This window comes from Nocardioides convexus (assembly GCF_011090295.1).
Window position 1 is genome coordinate 2,554,745 of the sequence record NZ_JAAMYA010000001.1, and the last position, 16,075, is coordinate 2,570,819.

The 16,075-nt window shown below is 73.1% G+C and carries 17 protein-coding genes, 4 pseudogenes and 1 riboswitch; of the genes and pseudogenes, 5 read left to right on the top strand and 16 right to left on the bottom strand.

What is annotated here, in order from left to right; genetic code table 11:
* Window positions 1–58: 58 nt before the first annotated feature.
* A pseudogene (locus tag G5V59_RS19215) lies at window positions 59–349 on the top strand (LLM class flavin-dependent oxidoreductase); the annotation flags it as partial.
* Window positions 350–420: 71 nt separating this feature from the next.
* On the top strand, window positions 421–1,293 hold the full coding sequence (locus G5V59_RS19220; protein ID WP_278257516.1) for an LLM class flavin-dependent oxidoreductase: 873 nt from the start codon (window positions 421–423) through the stop codon (window positions 1,291–1,293).
* On the opposite strand, the gene dacB is transcribed toward G5V59_RS19220, so the two are convergent.
* Window positions 1,217–2,689 (bottom strand): D-alanyl-D-alanine carboxypeptidase/D-alanyl-D-alanine-endopeptidase, encoded by a 1,473-nt coding sequence (gene dacB / locus G5V59_RS19225; RefSeq protein ID WP_278257517.1) that lies wholly within the window; start codon window positions 2,687–2,689, stop codon window positions 1,217–1,219. The two genes, G5V59_RS19220 and dacB, sit on opposite strands and share 77 nt — an antisense overlap.
* Window positions 2,690–2,842: 153 nt before the next feature.
* Here dacB and G5V59_RS19230 point away from each other — a divergent pair, with 153 nt between their 5' ends.
* Window positions 2,843–3,331 (top strand): inorganic diphosphatase, encoded by a 489-nt coding sequence (locus G5V59_RS19230; protein WP_278259939.1) that lies wholly within the window; start codon window positions 2,843–2,845, stop codon window positions 3,329–3,331.
* On the opposite strand, the gene G5V59_RS19235 is transcribed toward G5V59_RS19230, so the two are convergent.
* The 4 genes from G5V59_RS19235 to G5V59_RS19250 all read right to left on the bottom strand — a co-directional run bounded on the left by G5V59_RS19235 (window position 3,312) and on the right by G5V59_RS19250 (window position 6,959).
* Complete coding sequence (locus G5V59_RS19235; RefSeq protein WP_278257518.1) at window positions 3,312–4,595, bottom strand: class I SAM-dependent methyltransferase; 1,284 nt, start codon at window positions 4,593–4,595, stop codon at window positions 3,312–3,314. The genes G5V59_RS19230 and G5V59_RS19235 overlap by 20 nt on opposite strands.
* Window positions 4,592–5,020: an acyl-CoA dehydrogenase gene (locus G5V59_RS19240; protein ID WP_278257519.1), complete on the bottom strand. Its 429-nt coding sequence runs from the start codon at window positions 5,018–5,020 to the stop codon at window positions 4,592–4,594. Before G5V59_RS19240 ends, G5V59_RS19235 begins: the two co-directional genes overlap by 4 nt.
* A 199-nt stretch (window positions 5,021–5,219) precedes the next feature.
* Window positions 5,220–6,416, bottom strand: coding sequence for an acyl-CoA dehydrogenase family protein (locus G5V59_RS19245; protein ID WP_341350981.1), 1,197 nt, complete (start codon window positions 6,414–6,416; stop codon window positions 5,220–5,222).
* Window positions 6,417–6,599: 183 nt separating this feature from the next.
* A complete protein-coding gene (locus tag G5V59_RS19250; RefSeq protein WP_278257521.1) occupies window positions 6,600–6,959 on the bottom strand; it encodes a C40 family peptidase in 360 nt (119 codons plus the stop codon).
* Window positions 6,960–7,008: 49 nt separating this feature from the next.
* Between G5V59_RS19250 and G5V59_RS19255 the strand changes: the two genes are divergently transcribed.
* On the top strand, window positions 7,009–7,875 hold the full coding sequence (locus G5V59_RS19255; protein ID WP_278257522.1) for a hypothetical protein: 867 nt from the start codon (window positions 7,009–7,011) through the stop codon (window positions 7,873–7,875).
* A 193-nt stretch (window positions 7,876–8,068) separates the two neighbouring features.
* Here G5V59_RS19255 and G5V59_RS19260 read toward each other — a convergent pair whose 3' ends face one another.
* The 11 genes and pseudogenes from G5V59_RS19260 to G5V59_RS19310 form a co-directional block, all read right to left on the bottom strand.
* Complete coding sequence (locus G5V59_RS19260) at window positions 8,069–9,271, bottom strand: phosphatase PAP2 family protein (protein ID WP_278259940.1); 1,203 nt, start codon at window positions 9,269–9,271, stop codon at window positions 8,069–8,071.
* Window positions 9,184–9,897, bottom strand: a complete 714-nt coding sequence (locus tag G5V59_RS19265) for an ABC transporter ATP-binding protein (RefSeq protein ID WP_278259941.1) — start codon at window positions 9,895–9,897, stop codon at window positions 9,184–9,186. Before G5V59_RS19265 ends, G5V59_RS19260 begins: the two co-directional genes overlap by 88 nt.
* 97 nt (window positions 9,898–9,994) lie before the next feature.
* Window positions 9,995–10,144 (bottom strand): annotated as a pseudogene (locus tag G5V59_RS19270) (ATP-binding cassette domain-containing protein); the annotation flags it as partial.
* 48 nt (window positions 10,145–10,192) lie between these two features.
* Window positions 10,193–11,992, bottom strand: coding sequence for an iron ABC transporter permease (locus G5V59_RS19275; protein ID WP_278259942.1), 1,800 nt, complete (start codon window positions 11,990–11,992; stop codon window positions 10,193–10,195).
* Between the two features lie 47 nt (window positions 11,993–12,039).
* Complete coding sequence (locus G5V59_RS19280) at window positions 12,040–12,657, bottom strand: ABC transporter substrate-binding protein (RefSeq protein ID WP_278257523.1); 618 nt, start codon at window positions 12,655–12,657, stop codon at window positions 12,040–12,042.
* 12 nt (window positions 12,658–12,669) lie between these two features.
* The gene (locus G5V59_RS19285) at window positions 12,670–12,894 is read right to left on the bottom strand and encodes a hypothetical protein (protein WP_278257524.1); all 225 of its coding nucleotides are present in this window, start codon (window positions 12,892–12,894) and stop codon (window positions 12,670–12,672) included.
* Window positions 12,886–12,988: riboswitch (TPP riboswitch) on the bottom strand. (Overlaps the previous gene by 9 nt.)
* A 6-nt stretch (window positions 12,989–12,994) precedes the next feature.
* Window positions 12,995–13,780: an MBL fold metallo-hydrolase gene (locus G5V59_RS19290; RefSeq protein ID WP_278257525.1), complete on the bottom strand. Its 786-nt coding sequence runs from the start codon at window positions 13,778–13,780 to the stop codon at window positions 12,995–12,997.
* Window positions 13,781–14,076: 296 nt separating this feature from the next.
* Entirely contained in the window at window positions 14,077–14,445 is a 369-nt protein-coding gene (locus G5V59_RS19295) for an SDR family oxidoreductase (protein WP_278257526.1), read from the bottom strand.
* A gap of 88 nt (window positions 14,446–14,533) precedes the next feature.
* A pseudogene (locus G5V59_RS19300) lies at window positions 14,534–14,797 on the bottom strand (SDR family NAD(P)-dependent oxidoreductase); the annotation flags it as partial.
* Window positions 14,763–14,900 (bottom strand): annotated as a pseudogene (locus tag G5V59_RS19305) (SDR family NAD(P)-dependent oxidoreductase); the annotation flags it as partial. The pseudogenes G5V59_RS19300 and G5V59_RS19305, both read right to left, overlap by 35 nt.
* Window positions 14,897–15,742, bottom strand: coding sequence for a diacylglycerol kinase (locus tag G5V59_RS19310; RefSeq protein WP_278257527.1), 846 nt, complete (start codon window positions 15,740–15,742; stop codon window positions 14,897–14,899). The pseudogene G5V59_RS19305 and the gene G5V59_RS19310, both read right to left, overlap by 4 nt.
* 10 nt (window positions 15,743–15,752) lie before the next feature.
* On the opposite strand from G5V59_RS19310, the gene G5V59_RS19315 reads away from it, so the two are divergent.
* Window positions 15,753–15,992: a hypothetical protein gene (locus G5V59_RS19315; RefSeq protein ID WP_278257528.1), complete on the top strand. Its 240-nt coding sequence runs from the start codon at window positions 15,753–15,755 to the stop codon at window positions 15,990–15,992.
* The last annotated feature ends 83 nt before the right edge of the window (window positions 15,993–16,075 follow it).

Below are 16,075 nucleotides of genomic sequence, written 5' to 3' on the forward strand. Positions count from 1 at the left end.
AGTGCGGCTCATGGACTAACGCTATCAAGTTACTTGACTTAGTTCGTAGGGTGAGACGGTGCGCTTCCAGGTCCTCGACATCGTCCCGCACCTCGCGAACCCGGTCACCGGCCGCCAGGTCCGCCCCGACGAGCGGCTCGCCCAGGCGGTCGCCTCGGCCCGTCACGCGGAGGAGCTCGGCTTCGACGCCGTCGCCCTCGGCGAGCGGCACGCCGGCAACTTCCTCTCCAGCGGGGTCACCGTCCTGCTCGGCGCGATCGCCGCGAGCACGACGCGGGTCCGGCTGCAGACCGGGGTCACCGTGCTCTCGATCCTCGACCCGCTGCGGGTCGCCGAGGACTACGCCACCCTCGACCAGGCTCTCCCGCGGCCGGGTCGAGATCACCATCGGCAAGGGCAACGAGTCTGCGCCAGCTGCCGATGTTCGGCATCGAGGAGGGGCGTCAGTGGGACGCGCTGGCCGAGAAGTACGGCCTGCTCCGCCGGCTGTGGCGCGAGGCGAGCGTCACCTGGTCCGGTGAGTTCCGCGGCCCGCTCGAGGAGGTCACCTCCCTCCCCCGGCCCTACGCCGGCGCGCCGCGGACCTGGCACGGCTCGGCCACCACGCTCACCTCCGCCGCCCTGGCCGCCGAGTGGGGCGACCCGCTGTTCAGCGCCAACGCCATCCAGCCCCGCGACGCCTACACCCGGCTGATCGAGCACTACCGGTCCGAGCACGCCCGGCACGGTCACGACCCCCGGTTCGCCTACGTCGGCGCGGGCGCCGGCTTCCTCTACGTCGCCGACACCACCCAGGAGGCACGGCGGGCCTTCGGGCCGACGTACGAGCGGATGATCGAGTTCTTCAACGCCCCCGGCAACCACACCCCCGGCAACGACTGGGTGTTCACCAGCATCGACGACGCCATCGAGCGCGGCCCGGTGCTGGTCGGCAGCCCGCAGCAGATCGCCGAGAAGATCCTGTGGTTCCACGAGGCCTACGGCCACGACCTGCAGTCGTTCAGCCTGCCCACCGTGCTCCCGCACGAGCAGCGAGCTGGAGATGCTCGAGCGGGTCGCCGCCGAGGTGCTGCCGGTCGTGCGGAGGGCCGCGCCGACGACGCTGTGGACCGAGGAGGACCCGTACGGCGGACGGCCCGGCTTCGCGGGGCGCACGGTCGCCGACGCGGCGGCCGAGATCGAGAAGACCCGCGTCTGAGCGAGCGCCGACAGGCCCTCAGCACAGGCAGGCGCCCAGGCCCGCCGCGGCGTCGTCCATCGCGGTGCGGGCCAGCGTCGCCTTGGGCGCCTTGACCCGGTCGGCCATCAGCGCGAACGCCATCAGCCGTCCCTTGCGGTCCACCGCGATCCCGGCCAGCGAGGTGACCCCGGTCAGCGTCCCGGTCTTGGCTCGCACCCTGCCCCGGCCGGCCGGCGGACCCTGGTCCATCCGGTCGTCCAACGAGCCGGTGTAGCCCGCGACGGGCAGCCCGGCGAGCAGCGGGCGCAGCTGCGGCGCGCGGTCCGAGGCCGCCCACCGCAGCACGTCGACGAGCACCTGGGGGGCGAGCCGGTTGCTGCGGGACAGCCCACTGCCGTCGTACAGGACGGAGGTGCCGAGGTCGATCCCGTTGGCCTTCAGCACGCGGGCGACGGCCGCCTGGCCGGCCGTGAACGTGCCCGCGCCGCCCTCGGCGACGCCGATCTGGCGCAGCAGCACCTCGGCGGCGTTGTTGTCGCTGACCTCCAGCAGCCGCTGCACGATCTGCGCGAGGGTCGGGCTGTGGACCTGTGCGACAGCGGTCGCGCTCGCCGCGGCGGCGGCGTGGCTGGTGGTGCCGGAGACCTTGATCCCGGCCCGGCCGAGCTCGCGGCGAAACTCCAGCGCGGCCGTCGCCGAGGGGTTCGCGACCCGGGTGCGGCCGTCGGCCGTGCGGCCGGTGTCGAGCCACAACGGGCTGATCGGCGAGACCTCCTCGGGGAAGTAGCCCGCCTCCCAGCGCGGGTTCATCGCAGGACCGGAGAAGAGCGTGTCGTCGTACCCGAGGCGCACGACGCTCACCCCGCTCGCCCGCAGCGACGCCGCCGTGGAGCGCGCGAGGGTGCGGATGTCGGCGCGCTTCGGCTGGTACGTCGGGCTGGTGCCGTCGTCGGTCGAGGCCGGGGTCCGGGTGAGGTACGGGTCGCCGCCCCCGACGAGGACCAGCCGGGGCGTCGTACCGCTCCTCTCCAGGACGGTCCGGGTCGCGAAGGTCCTGTCGGGGCCGAGCAGGAAGAGCGCGACCGCGGAGGTCACCACCTTGGTCGTGGAGGCCGGCATCGCGACGGGCAGCCCCTCGGTGGCCTGGTAGGCGAAGCCGGTGCCGGTCAGCGGGGCGACCGCGGCGAGGACGTGCGGACCGAGGTCCTTGTCCCTCAACGGCGCCAGCGCGGCCGCGATCGCCGCCCGGTCGAGCGGCCCGGCACCGGGCGCCGGAGGCGCCAGCGCCGCGGGTCGTACGACGTCGGGGACGTCCACCCCGGGCGGCGGGGCCACCGCGGCCGGGTCGGCCGGGCCTGCCGCGTCGCCGCGCGAACTCGTGCCACCACTCCTCGGCCTGCCCGGTCCGCCATGCGACCGCGCCACCCCCGACCAGCACCACACCGAGCAGCGCGGCGATGCCGCGCCGCACCCGGTGCGGGTGCTTCTCGCGATGACTGCTGGCGTCACCCTTGCCCACGGTTTCCTCCCCGACTGCGCGTTCGGGGACATTGTGCGGGACAATGGCGCCGACAGTGGCGCGGGGCAGGCTCCCAACGGTTCACCAGCGCCCCGGCCGGCCCGCCGCAGCGGGCGACGAATCACGTGTGGAGGAAGCCAGTGCTGGAGTTCGACGTCCTCGTGGAGATCCCCAAGGGGAGCCGCAACAAGTACGAGGTCGACCACGAGTCCGGGCGCATGCGCCTCGACCGCTTCCTCTTCACCTCCACGATGTACCCCGCCGACTACGGCTACATCGAGGACACCCTCGGCCAGGACGGCGACCCGCTGGACGCCCTCGTCCTGCTGCAGGAGCCGACCTTCCCGGGCTGCCTGATCAAGTGCCGCGCGATCGGCATGTTCCGGATGACCGACGAGGCCGGCGGCGACGACAAGGTCCTGTGCGTTCCCGCGGGCGACCCCCGCATGGAGCACCTGCGCGACATCAACCACGTGCCGAACTTCGACCGGCTCGAGATCCAGCACTTCTTCGAGGTCTACAAGGACCTCGAGCCCGGCAAGTCCGTCGAGGGCGCCGACTGGGTCGGCCGCACCGAGGCCGAGGCCGAGATCGTGGCCTCCTTCGAGCGGTTCAAGACCGAGGGTCACTGAGCCCCTCTCCCCTAGCGGGGAGCGAGCACCTCCGAGAGCCCGGCCGCGAGAGCGGCCGGGCTCTCGTCGTGCTCGGGCGGCGTGGTGATGTAGGCTCAGCGCCATCCGGGCCGCCACCCGGGCGAACCTCCGTGCGCTGTCGGGAGTGAGGGCGGGCCAGGTGGTGCGGGCGATCTGCTCCAGCCGGTCGCCGGCGCGCACGAGCAGCGGACCGGCGTCGGCGGTCACCAGCCGCACCAGGTCCGGGTGGGCGTCGCCGTCGCGGACCCGGCCGATCAGCGGGTCGCTCGCGGCGCCCTCCAAGAAGAGCACCAGGCCTGCCTCCAGGCCCGCCCGCGGGTCGTCGGGATGCTCGGCGACGGTCGCCGCGATCACGTCGCAGAGCACGTCGGCCAGGGCGAGCGTGTAGGCCTGGGCGAGGCCGTTGCGGGAGCCGAAGGTGTTGTAGAGCGTCTGCCGGCTCACCCCGGCGTCGTTGGCGACGGCCTCCAGGGTCACGTCGCGCCACGGGTTGTCGAGCAGGCTGGCGGCGCAGGGCGTCGAAGACCGCGGCACTGCGCTCGGCGGCGGTACGACGGCCGGGCACTACCGCTTGACCCCGCGGAAGTAGCCGATGGCGCCGCTCGTCTCGATCACCACGTCCGCGATCCCCTGGCCCGCGAACCAGTCTCTCCAGGTCGCCGGTGGTGCAGCCGGGGCCGAGCAGCCCGGCGAGCCGGCCGACCTGCCGCAGCGGCACGTAGCGCAGCCGGTCGTTGAGGAGCGCGCTGCCGGTGATCACGCCGCCCGGGCGCAGCACCCGGGCCATCTCGATCACCGCGCGGGCCGGGTCGGGGAAGCAGTGCAGCCCGGTGAAGGTGACGACCAGGTCGAAGGAGTCGTCCTCGAACGGCAGGTCCCCCACGTCGGCGATGCGCGGGGTGACCTGGTCGGCGACGCCGCGCTCCTCGGCGGCCCGCATCGTGCGGTCCAGCATGGTCTGGGCGATGTCCGCGGCGACGTACTCGACGTCCTGGGCGGGCCTCAGCCCGCGCAGCGCGACCCCGCCGCCGCAGGGGATGTCGAGGACCCGGGCACCGGCCGGCTGGCGGCCGATCTCCGCGGCGGCGCGGTAGAGCAGGCGCAGGTCGCTCTGGATGCCCGCGCGCCAGACCGCACCGCCGAGCCGCGGGTGCTCGACGGTCCAGTCGTAGAAGTCGGCCCACAGCGGGTCGTCGGACCAGCCGCCCAGGCCTGGCACGTGCGAGAGGGTGGAGCGGATCATCGCTGCTCTCCGATCAGGTCCGGCGCCCGCAACAGCGCCTCGGGCACGGCGAAGGCGGCGACCAGGTCGCCCGCGACCGGGCGCAGCCGCCGGCACAGGTCGCCCACCTCGCGGGTGATCGCCTTGGACCGGGTGCTGGTGAGCCTGCCGTGCTCGAGGAACCAGGCCCGGTCGGCCTCGATCGTGCTCAGTGCGTAGAGGTCGCACAGCGCGTTGAGGACGTCGTGCAGCGGTCCCTCCGGCGTCGCCGCGACCTTGTCGACGAAGGCCTCCAGGATCTCGCGCTCCACGTGGGCGCGGGCCGAGGCGATGACGTGGTCCTGCACCCGGGAGAACACCTCGCCGGGATTCATCCCGCTGTCGACGCCACGCTTGAGCCGGCGGGCCACCCCGCCGATGAGGTGCTCCTCGCGGAAGCGCAGCATCGCCAGGTGGTACGCCGGGTCGAGCAGCCCCGCGTCGGTGTCCCAGTCGTCCCCGCCGCCACCCGGCAGCAGGTCCCGGATCTGCTCCAGCAGGCTGGTGCGCCTTGGTCCGCTCCAGCACCGTCTCGACGGCGAGACCCGCCACGAAGCGCACCATCCCGAGCCTGGTCGAGGTCCTCGAAGTCGCTGGCGTAGTCGGTCAGCAGGCCCTTGGCGACCAGGTTCGCAGCAGCACGTGGTTGTCGCCCTCGAAGGTCGTGAACACGTCGGTGTCGGCCTTGAGCGCGGCGAAGCGGTTGACCGCGAGGTAGCCCGCGCCGCCGCAGGCCTCCCGGCTCTCCTGGATCGAGCGGGTCGCGTGCCAGGTGGCCAACGCCTTCGTGCCGGCGGCGCGCGACTCCAGCAGCCGGCGGGACTCCTCGTCGGTGTCGATGCCGGAGAAGACGTCGTGCAGCGCGCCGGTGAGCACCTCCTGCGCGAAGTGCAGGGCGTAGGTGCGCGCCAGTAGCGGCAGCAGGCGGCGCTGGTGCAGGCCGTAGTCGAGCAGCAGGCTCCTCGCTGTCCTCCGCGGTCGCCTCGAACTGGCGGCGCTGCAGGGCGTAGCGGATGGCCACGGTGAGCGCGACCTTCGAGGCGCTGATGCCCGCCGCACCGACCGAGACCCGGCCCTGGACCAGGGTGCCGAGCATGGTGAAGAAGCGGCGGCCCGGGCTCTCGATCTCGCTGCTGTAGGTGCCGTCCTCGGACACGTCCGCGAACCGGTTGAGCAGGTTCTCCCGCGGTACCCGGACCCCGTCGAACCACAGGCGTCCGTTGTCGACGCCGTTGAGGCCCATCTTCGCGCCGTCGTCCTCGACCCGGACGCCGGGCAGCGGGTCGCCCGCCTCGTCCCGGACGGGTACGACGAGCGCGTGCACCCCGTGCCCCTCGCCTCCCACCTCCAGGCTGGGCGAAGACCACGGCCACCCGGGCGTGCGCTGCGGCGTTGCCGATGTAGTCCTTGCCGGCGCTCGGCGTGGTGGTCGTGACCACGAACTCGCCGGTCTCGGCGTCGTAGGTCGCGACGGTGCCGAGGGCCTGCACGTTGGAGCCGTGCCCGGTCTCGGTCATCGCGAAGCAGCCGAGCAGCCGGCCGTTCACGATGTCGGCGAGGTAGGCGTCGTGGTGCCGCTTCGTGCCGAGTCTGCAGGATCGCGCCGCCGAACAGGCCGAACTGCACGCCCACCTTCACCAGCACCGACAGGTCGCCGTAGCCGAGCGTCTCGAAGGCGGCGATGGAGGCGCCGATGTCGCCCCCGCCGTCGTACTCCTCGGGGAAGCCCATGCCGGTCGCACCGGTGCCGGCCATCTCCAGCACGACGTCCTTGACCCGCTCGCGGAAGTCCGCGCGGGTCATCGTCTCGGCGTCCTCCAGCACGGAGGCGTACGTCGGTAGCAGGCTCGCGCACGGTGCGGCGGATCTCGGCGTACCGGCCGTCGAGCAGGTCGGTCAACGCGGGAACGTCGACGCTCAGCTCGGGGGGCAGCGCGTTCGTGGACTCCTCGGCCATGGCCAGAACCTAGCCGACCCGGCGCGGCTTCACGGACGCGCGTAGAAGTCCGGCGTCCGCCAGTAGTACATCGACTCCTCCGTCACCGGCCGGCCGGTACGCGGGGCGTGGATGATCCGGCCGTCGCCGACGTAGAGCGCGACGTGGTGGATGGTCGACGGGCCGCCACCGTCGCCCCAGAACACCAGGTCGCCGGGACGCAGGTCGGCGGCCGAGATCGGTGTCGAGACGTCGTACTGGGCGACGGAGTAGTGGGGCAGGCTCTTGCCGCCCGCGGACCAGGCGCCGGCGGTCAGGCCCGAGCAGTCCCACGAGCCGGGGCCGGCAGCACCCCACAGGTAGGGCTCGCCGAGCCTGCGCGCGGGCGAAGGCGATCGCGGCCCGGGCACCTCCGGAGGGGGCCGGCGGGGTGCGCGGCTGGTCCTCCTGTCGCGGCTCGTGGCTCGACGCCGGCTTGCCGGCCTCCTTCGGCTCGGGCTTCGGCCGTGCGGCGGCAGCCTTGGCGGCAGCAGCCTCGGCGCGGGCGACGGCCCGGGCCCGGGCGGCCGCCACGAGGCCGTCCTGACGGCGCTGGGCGACCGCGACGCTGACGCCCTGGAGTCGGGCCAGCGTGCGCACGAGGGCGGCCTTCTGGCGGCGTACGGACGCGGCGGTGGCGGCGGCGCTCGCTGCCTGCGAGGCGGCAGCGTCCCGGGCGGTGGCCGCGGTGCGCAGCGCCTCGGCGGCGGCCGACGAGGCCTTGGTCGCGGTCTTCTCGGCGTGCTCCGCGGCGGTGGCCGCGGCGTCGTACTCCTCGCGGCGCTGCTGCATCAGCGCGTCGATCCGCTTGTTCGCGGTCGTCTGCTCCAGCAGGGCGCCCATGCCGTCGGAGGAGATCAGCGCGCCGGCGTCCTCCAGCGCGCCACCGCCGTTGACGGAGGCGATGACCACGTCCCGGTACGACGCGCGCTGCACCGCGAGCACCCGGTCGGCCTGCACCGAGGCCGCCCTCGCCGTGCGCTCGGCGGCCTGAGCCTGTTGTGCCTTCCAGCGCGCCCCGTTCCACGCCTCCGCGGCCCGTGCGGCCTTCTCCGAGGCGGCATCGACGGCAGCGTCGGCGGCGGCGAGCTTCTCGCGCACCACGTCCACCTCGGACCTCGCCGCGTCGGCCCGGGACCGGGCGTCACGGACGTCGGCCGCGCTCGGCGTACCGCTCCCGTCGCCGCCGCTCGGGTCCGCCAACGCCGGCGCGACCACCCCCGCGGTCAGCACGAGCGCGAGCAGGCCGGTCCCGAGAGCCTGGAGTACGCACTTGCGTCACCGTAGTGCGATTTCGTCACATTGGAAACAAAAATCCCAACTTTCTCAGCAATCACCGGCGTGTCGGCTTGACGAACTACATGGTTGTAATTCTCGCGCGGCGGACTCCGGGCATGCGTCGCACCTGACGAATTGGTCGTGAACTCCGGCAGTTCACGACCGATTCGTCAGGTACGACGGAAGGCAGAGCCCCCGCGGATCAGTCGACGTCGACGGGGACCTTCGACGTGGTCGTCGTCGGATGGGAGTGCCCGCGTCTGTCGAACTTCTGGCCGCTGGCCACGCCGCCGACGTAGAAGGACACGATCGCGATGGCGATCCCGGCGAGGTCGTCGGCGACGTAGTGCCAGCCGAAGTAGAGGGTGGCGATCACGGTGAGCCCGAAGTTCACCCAGAAGACGATCTTCAGGATCTTCGAGCGCAGGGTGTACTGCACCATCAGCGCGAACAGCAGCGTGATCGCGCAGTGCAGGCTCGCGAAGCCGGCGATGGAGTTCACCGACTCCGTCGCGCCGCCGTAGAGCACGTTGCCCCTCGCTCTGACGATCGCGTCCATCAGGTCGGTGGTGCCGGTGTGCGCGAGGCCGTTCACGCCGTAGTACTCCGACGTGTAGGCGATGCCCGGGCCCAGGGTCGGCAGCAGGTAGTACGACAGCGTGCCGAGCGACCAGGCCAGGCACTGCGAGGTGACGAACCAGTAGCCGAAGGACATGTTGCGCGACCACACCAGCCACGCGGTCACCGCGAGCGGCACGAGCGGCAGGAAGCCGAGGTAGATCGGCGAGAGGAGCCTCGGCGGTGAAGGTCTTGCCGAAGATGCCGTGCAGCACGTCGCTGGGGTCGTGGCCGAAGAAGATGACCTTGTCGAGCAGGTGCAGGCTCCCGGTCGTACGACAGCGCCCGCACCTCGCCCGGAGGCGCGTTCGGGTCGGAGCGGACGAACGGCAGGAACGACTTGAGGTTCCGGTAGGCTGACGTAGGTCAGGTAGAAGCCGATCACGCCGACACCGACGAGGATCGCGCGCTCCTTGGACCAGTGCGTGCGCAGCCGGTGCTTGACGATCGGTACGACGCGGCTGGGCCGGCCCCGCGCGCGCCACAGCGTGAGCGGCAGCAGGTCGAGGAGCAGCGCCCCGATCAGCAGCAGCGGCAGCCGGATGTACGACGGTCCGAGGAAGCCTCCCCTCCGGGTCGAGCAGCCGCCGGTCGATCTTGACGGCAGCGAACACCGCGAGGCCGAGCATGAGAGCGGCCGTGCCGATGAGGAGGGTATAGGCGCGGCGGTACACCCGAGGGAGTCTATGAGACGCCTCGTCAGAACCTGGGCGCGTCCGGGGTGAGGAGCGCTACGCCGCCTGCGTCGACCTGGACGGCGACCCGCTCCCCCGGCGCCGCGGTCCACCCGGGCACGCCCTGCGCGTCGAGCGTGCCGATCCCGTCCACGTCGACCACGAGCCGGGCTCCGTCGGGGGTCAGCCGGAAGGAGCGGACGGTGGCGGGCCGCCCGCCGGCGGGACCCGCGACCACCGCGCTCGCGCGGACCGCGACGACCGCGCCCGGCGCCGCCGGCCGGCCCACCAGCCTCAGCAGGGCGCCGGCAGCGTCGCCGCGCAGCACCCGGGGGTAGCCGAGGAAGCCGGCGGTCTCGGCGTCCGCCGGCGCGGCCCAGACCTCGGCGGTGGGTCCCTCCTGGACGATCCGGCCGGCGCGCATCACGGCGAGCCGGTCGGCGACGGCGAACGCCTCGTCCTGGTCGTGGGTGACGAGCAGGGCGGTGGTGCCGGACTCGGTCAGGATCCGGCGCAGGTCCGCGGCCAGCCGCGCCCGCAGGCCGGTGTCGAGCGCGCTCAGCGGCTCGTCGAGCAGCAGCAGGCGCGGCTTCGCCGCCAGGGACCGGGCCAGGGCGACCCGCTGGCGCTCGCCGCCGGAGAGCGTGCGGGGGAGGCGGTCGGCGTACCCGCCCAGGCCGACGAGGTCGAGCAGGTCGTCCACCTCGGCGCGCACGGCCGGCCGGGACAGGCCGCGCAGCCGCTGGGCGTAGCCGACGTTGCGGGCGACGGTGAGGTGGTCGAAGAGCCTGGCCGTCCTGGAACATCAGCGCGAAGCCGCGCCGGTGGGTGGGCGTGCCGCGCAGGTCGGTGCCGTCCCAGGCGACGGTGCCGGTGGCGGGCTCGAGGCCGGCGACCGCCCGCAGCAGTGTGGACTTCCCGCAGCCGGACGGGCCGAGCACGGCCAGCACGTCGCCGTCCGCGACGCCCAGGTCCACCCCGTCCACCGCACGGTTGCCCTCGAAGGCGACCGAGACGTCGCGCAGACTCCAGCATCACCAGGCTCCCGTTCCCGGCACGCGCAGCCGCTCGACGACGAGGATCACGGCCGCCGTGACCGCCGCCAGGACGACGGACGCGGCGAGCGCGCTGCCGTGGTTGAGCGGCCCGGGGTGGCCGAGCAGACGGTAGATCACGACGGGCAGGGTCGGCTCGGCCGGGCGCACGATGAAGGTCGTCGCGCCGAACTCCCCCAGGGAGACCGCGAACGCGAAGCCCGCCGCCGCCAGCAGCGGTCGCCAGACCACGGCGAGGTCCACGGTCAGCAGGGTGCGCAGCGGGCCGGCACCGAGCGAGGCGGCGGCCTGGCGCTGACGGTCGTCGATGCCGGCGAGCACCGGCACCAGCGTCCGTACGACGATCGGCAGGGCCACCAGCGCCTGGGCGACCGGGACGAGCAGTGGGCTCGCCCGCAGGTCGAGCGGCGGGGAGTCGAGCGCGATGAGGAAGCCGAAGCCGAGGGTCACCGCGGACACGCCGAGCGGGAGCATGAAGAAGCCGTCGAGCACGGCACGCGCACGGCGTCCCGTGCGGCTGCGCACGCGGCGGGTGACCAGGAAGGCGACCGCGAGCCCGAGCAGGAGGGACATCCAGGTCGCGTCCACCGCGATCCGCAGGGAGGCCAGCAGCGCATGGGTCAGCGAGACCTCGAAGAGCCCGTCGGCGGAGCCGCCGAGCGCGCGGTAGTAGTCGAGGCTCCAGTGCCCGTCGCGCCGCAGCGAGCCCACGACGAGCGCGAGGACCGGCAGCGCGACGGCCACGAGGGTCGCGGCGGTCACCACGAGGGCCGGCAGGTCGCGCAGGTGCGGGCGCGCGGGGGTGGCGCTCGCGCGTCGTACCGTCGGGTCCGGTACGGCGCGCAGCCGGCCGACCACGACCAGCAGCACCACGACCGCGAGCATCTGCACGAGCGAGAGCGCCGCCGCGGCGGGCAGGTCGAGCAGGTCGGCGGTGAGCAGGTAGATCTCGGTCTCGACCGAGGAGTACTTGACTCCGCCGAGCACCAGCACCACCCCGAAGGCCGTGGCGCAGAACAGGAAGACCACGCTCGCCGCCGACACGATCGCCGGGCGCAGCGCGGGAAGGGTGACCGTGCGGAACACCTGCCAGGGCGTCGCCCCCAGCGCGGCGGCGGCCTCACCGGGCCGGCGGTCCAGGGACTCCCAGGCGACACCGACGGTGCGGATCACCACCGCCACGTTGAAGAAGACCAGCCCGACGATGATCGCCGCGGGGGTGCCGTCCAGGTCGAGGAAGCCGAGGATCCCCGAGGGCGCGATCGACTCGCGCACCGCCAGCCCGACCACGACGGTCGGCAGCACGAAGGGCACCAGCAGCGCCGCCCGGACCAGCGCCCGGCCGGGGAAGCGCAGCCGGTGCAGGACGTACGCCGCCGGGAGGCCCAGCGCGACCGCGAGCGTCGTGGCGAGGGTGCTCGTCCAGAGCGTGAACCACAGCACCCGGCCGGTGCGCGGACGGGCCAGCACGTCGAGCACGGCGCCCGGTGCGAACCGGCCCTCCGGCCACAGCCCGCGGTGCAGCATCGCGCCCACGGGGAGCACGAAGAAGACCGCCACCACCGCGACCGGCACGACGGCCAGGGCGGCGTACGCCGCCCGCCGTGCCGTGGCCTCGAGGCTCATCGCGAGGTGAGGTCGGTCCACTCCTCCAGCCACGCCTTCCGCTTCTCGGCGATCTCGGCCGGGGCGACCTGCTCGGTCTCGGCCGGCCGCTTCGCGAACCGCGCCCACTCCGCGGGCAGGCTTCGTGTCGTCGGCGACCGGGAAGACGTACATGCTCGGCGGCAGCGCGGCCTGCACCTCCGGCGAGAGCAGCCAGTCGATCACCGCGTGCGCGCCGTCGGTGTTGGTGTCCTCGCCCCGCAGCACGCCGGCGTACTCGACCTGCCGGAAGCAGCCGTCGAGCAGCGCCCGGGTCGAGGTCCGCTCGCCCGCCTTGTCGAGGGTGAAGGCCGGGGAGGAGTCGTAGGACACCACGATCGGCCGGTCGCCGCCGGAGAAGGTGAAGTCCTCCATGTAGGCCTCGGTCCAGCCCTTGACCACCTTGGCGCCGTTGGCGACGAGCTCGCTTCCAGTACTCGGCCCAGCCGTCGCCGTAGCGGCCGATGGTCGCGAGGAGGAAGGCCAGGCCGGGCGAGCCTGGTGCTCGCGGCGGGGACGACGAACAGGTCCTTGTAGGCGGGCTTCGTGAGGTCGTCGAGGCCCTGCGGCTCCGCGATCCCCTGCTTGCGGAACCACGCACTGTCGACGTTCACGCAGACCGCGCCGGTGTCGACCGGGGTCAGGGCGTCCGCGTCGTCGCCGGGGAGCTCGTACTGCGCGGCGCCCGCCGGCAGCGTCGGCGCGTAGCCGGTGAGCACGCCCTCGTCGATCGCCCGGGTGGCGAAGGCGTTGTCGATGCCGAAGACCACGTCGCCGACCGGCTTGTCCTTGGTGAGCACGAGTCTGGTTGGTCAGCGTCCCGGCGTCGCCCAGGCTTGCTGATCTTGAGGTGGTAGCCGGTGTCCTTCTCGAACTTCGTGACCAGGCTCGTCGGGGAGCACGAAGGACTCGTGGGTGACCAGGGTGACCTCGGTGCTCTTGACCGCACCCTTGCCGTCGTCCTCCTGGCCGACGAGCGAGCAGCCGCCCACCAGGAGGGCGAGCGTGGTGAGGCCGGTGAGCGCGCGGATGCGCATCGGATGACTCCCTTCGCCGGTGCTAACCGGATCAGGTTCGGAGGGTCTGCGCAGTGCGCACTCTCAGCCCCGTGGGGCTCCCCTGTCGGACCGGGTCAGTCTACGGCGGTGAAGACGGTGCCGTCCGGGTGGTCCTCGCTGGTGGCCTGGCCGCGCGCGACGAGCAGACCCAGGTGGGCCATCGTCTCCATCGCGGCCATCCCCCGGCTGAACACGTCGAGGTCGTCGAAGGCCCGCTCGTGGCGGGTCCAGCCGAGGTCCTTGGCGACCACGAGCGAGGTGACCGCACCGCGGGCCCGCAGCGACGCCGCGCACTGGTCCAGGCGGGTCTCGTGGTGGGCGAGCAGGCTCGTCCACCCGGGAGTACGTCGAGGGGGCCACCGGCCCGTGGGCCGGGAGGACCCGCAGGTCGGGCAGCTTGCCGGACCCGGGCCAGGGAGGCCATGAACTGGCCCAGCGGCTGGTCGGTGGCCGGCACGGTGAAGCCGATCGACGGGGTGATCGTGGGCAGCACGTGGTCGCCGGAGAAGAGCACGCCCTCGGCCCGGTCGGCGTAGACGTAGTGGCCGGGGGTGTGGCCGGGGGTGTGCACGGCGTCCAGGGTGCGGCGGCCGATCTCGAAGGAGCGGTCGCCCTCCAGCCACAGGTCGGGGAAGGCCCAGTCCACGGCGTCGGGCAGCTCCGGGGGGCCAGCCGCCCACGAACTCGGCGATCTCGGCGGCGCCGGCGGTGCGCAGGGGCGCCAGGAAGGGCCCCTCGTCGAGTCTCGCCGGCGGCGGCCCGGTGGAGCAGACTCGATCGCGGGCCGCTCCTCGATGCCGAGGGCCACCTCGGCGCCGTACTCGTGGCCGAGGACGGTGGCCAGCGTGTAGTGGTCGCGGTGCACGTGGGTGACCAGGAACCGCTTGATGTCGCCGAAGCCGGAGCCGATCGAGCGCAGGCACTTGTCCAGCAGACTCGCGGGCGACCGGGATCGACCAACCGCCGTCGATCAGGGTCAGCCCGTCGTCGCCGGCGACGACGTAGACGTTGACCGCCTTGAGGGCGTCCATCGGCAGCGGGAGCGGGATCCGGTGGATCCCCTCGGCGACCTGCCAGGCGCCCTCGGCCGCCCAGTGCTCGCCCGAGTCGGGAGAGATCGCATGGCCCGTGGCGACACCGCTCGTCATGGGCCGACCCTAGTCAGCGGCCGTCGCGGGCTCGAGGTCGGGGAGGTCGAGGTCGAGGTTGGGCTGCTGGATGCCGCCGTCGACCTCCAGCAGGCTTGCCGGTGACGAACTGCCCGGCGCGTGAGGACAGGTAGACGACCGCCGCGGCGATGTCCTCGGCCTCGCCGATCCGGCCGAGCGGGGTGGCCTGCTCCATCTGCTCCTTCATGGCGGGCACGCCGGCGACGAACTCCAGCGCGCTGGTCATCACCGAGCCGACGTAGACCCCGTTGACGCGGATGCCCGGCGCCAGGTCGGTCGCCGCGAGCCGGGTCCAGTGCGCGAGCGCGGCCTTGGCGACGCCGTAGGCGAGGTAGCCGCGCGCGGCGGTGCGGCCCATCATCGAGCCTGATCGAGGTGATCGACTTCTGCCGGCCCTCCCCCGCGGACGCCAGCATCAGCGGCACGGCCGCGCGGCTGAGCGCGTGCGCGGTGGCGACGTTGAAGTGGAAGGACTCCTCCAGGTAGGCCACGTCGGTGTCCAGGAAGGCGTTCGGGATGGTGCCGCCGACGTTGTTGACGACGATGTCGAGACGGCCGAAGGCGTCGTACGCCGCCTGGGCGAGGCCGGCCACCTCGTCGGTGTGCGCGAGGTTCGCCGGCACGACGACCGCGCGCCGGCCGGTCGCCTCGATCCGGTCCCGCACCTCGTGCAGCCTGGGACTCGGTGCGCGAGGAGATGAGCACGTCCGCACCGGCCTCGGCGAGCGCGACGGCGGTGGCGGCGCCGATCCCGCGGCCGGCGCCGGTGACGACGGCGACGTGGTCGGTGAGCGTGAAGCGGTCGAGGATGCTCATCGCGCCACCAGCCCGCGGCCGGTGACGAGCGGCAGGTCGAGCGCGGAGCGCAGGCCCGGCTCCGCGGCGACGACGGCCGGTACGGCGTTGACCAGCCGCTGCGCGGTGATGATCATCCCGGAGACGTTGTGGTCGCCGTTCTCGCCGTGGTGGGTGAACTCCATCTTCATGCACGGCTCACCGGTGATCTCCACGCGGTAGCAGCCGTCGCCCTCGTTCGGCGTCGGCCAGTCCGGCTCGGCGCTCGCGTCGGTACGGGTGACGTGCTCCAGGGTCACCCGGGGGACGCCGTCCACGGTGCCGATCACCCGGAACAGCACCGAGCCCATGGTGCCCTCCTCCACGTCCACCGACACCGTGGAGACCGTGCGCGGCGCGGGCCGACGAGTCACCTCCTCGACCAGCGGCTCGTCGAGGGTGACACCCAGGCCCTCGGCGATGACGCGCACGACCGGGCCCCAGGCGGTGGTGAGGATGCCCGGCTCCCACAGCAGCGGCTTGGCGTCCAGCGGCTGCCCGAAGCCGAACAGGTCGCGCATCACGACCGGCTGGTAGTACGTCGAGTAGTCGGCGATCTCGCTGACCTTCACGTGGTCGATCCGCTGGCTCAGGCTGGTGAGGACGAGCGGCAGCACGTCGTTGGCGAAGCCCGGGTCGATGCCGTTGACGTGCAGGCTGGCGTTCCCCTGACGGCCCGCCTCGTCGATGCCCTCGATCATCTCCGGCGGCAGCGTGCCGTCCCGCGCCAGCAGGATCACCGGGCCGGAGGAGACGACGTTGACGCCGTCGCGGACGAAGCCGGTCAGGTCCTCGATCGACTCGAAGACCCGGTCGTCGGTCATCGCCCCGTGGATGATGCAGTCCGGCCGCAGCGCGATCGACTCGTCGCGGTCGGTGGTCGCCTTGATCCCGAGCTCGCGGCCCAGCCCGGCCAGCCTCCCCGGCGTCCTTGCCGTGCTTGCCGGGGGTGGAGGTCCAGACCCCGACGAGCTCGAGGTCGGGGTGGGCGTCGACGCCCGCGACGGCGTACCGGCCGATGGTTCCGGTGGACCAGACGACGACCCGCAGCGGCTTCTCGGGGATGACCTGTGACATGCGGGTCAATGTAGAACAGGTTCTAGTTGCTGGGAAGGGGAATCGGGATGACCTCGTCCGCCGCCCACTCCGGGCAGCGC

Coding starts and splice junctions, on each gene's coding strand:
- G5V59_RS19275 (WP_278259942.1), bottom strand. CDS start 11,992: ATGTACGTCTTCCCGGTCGCCGACGACACGAAGCCTGCCCGCGGAGTG.
- G5V59_RS19220 (WP_278257516.1), top strand. CDS start 421: ATGTTCGGCATCGAGGAGGGGCGTCAGTGGGACGCGCTGGCCGAGAAG.
- G5V59_RS19235 (WP_278257518.1), bottom strand. CDS start 4,595: ATGATCCGCTCCACCCTCTCGCACGTGCCAGGCCTGGGCGGCTGGTCC.
- G5V59_RS19295 (WP_278257526.1), bottom strand. CDS start 14,445: ATGATGGGCCGCACCGCCGCGCGCGGCTACCTCGCCTACGGCGTCGCC.
- G5V59_RS19240 (WP_278257519.1), bottom strand. CDS start 5,020: ATGCTGCGCTTCCGCGAGGAGCACCTCATCGGCGGGGTGGCCCGCCGG.
- G5V59_RS19285 (WP_278257524.1), bottom strand. CDS start 12,894: ATGCGCATCCGCGCGCTCACCGGCCTCACCACGCTCGCCCTCCTGGTG.
- G5V59_RS19245 (WP_341350981.1), bottom strand. CDS start 6,416: ATGACCCGCGCGGACTTCCGCGAGCGGGTCAAGGACGTCGTGCTGGAG.
- G5V59_RS19315 (WP_278257528.1), top strand. CDS start 15,753: ATGATGCAGTCCGGCCGCAGCGCGATCGACTCGTCGCGGTCGGTGGTC.
- G5V59_RS19310 (WP_278257527.1), bottom strand. CDS start 15,742: ATGACCGACGACCGGGTCTTCGAGTCGATCGAGGACCTGACCGGCTTC.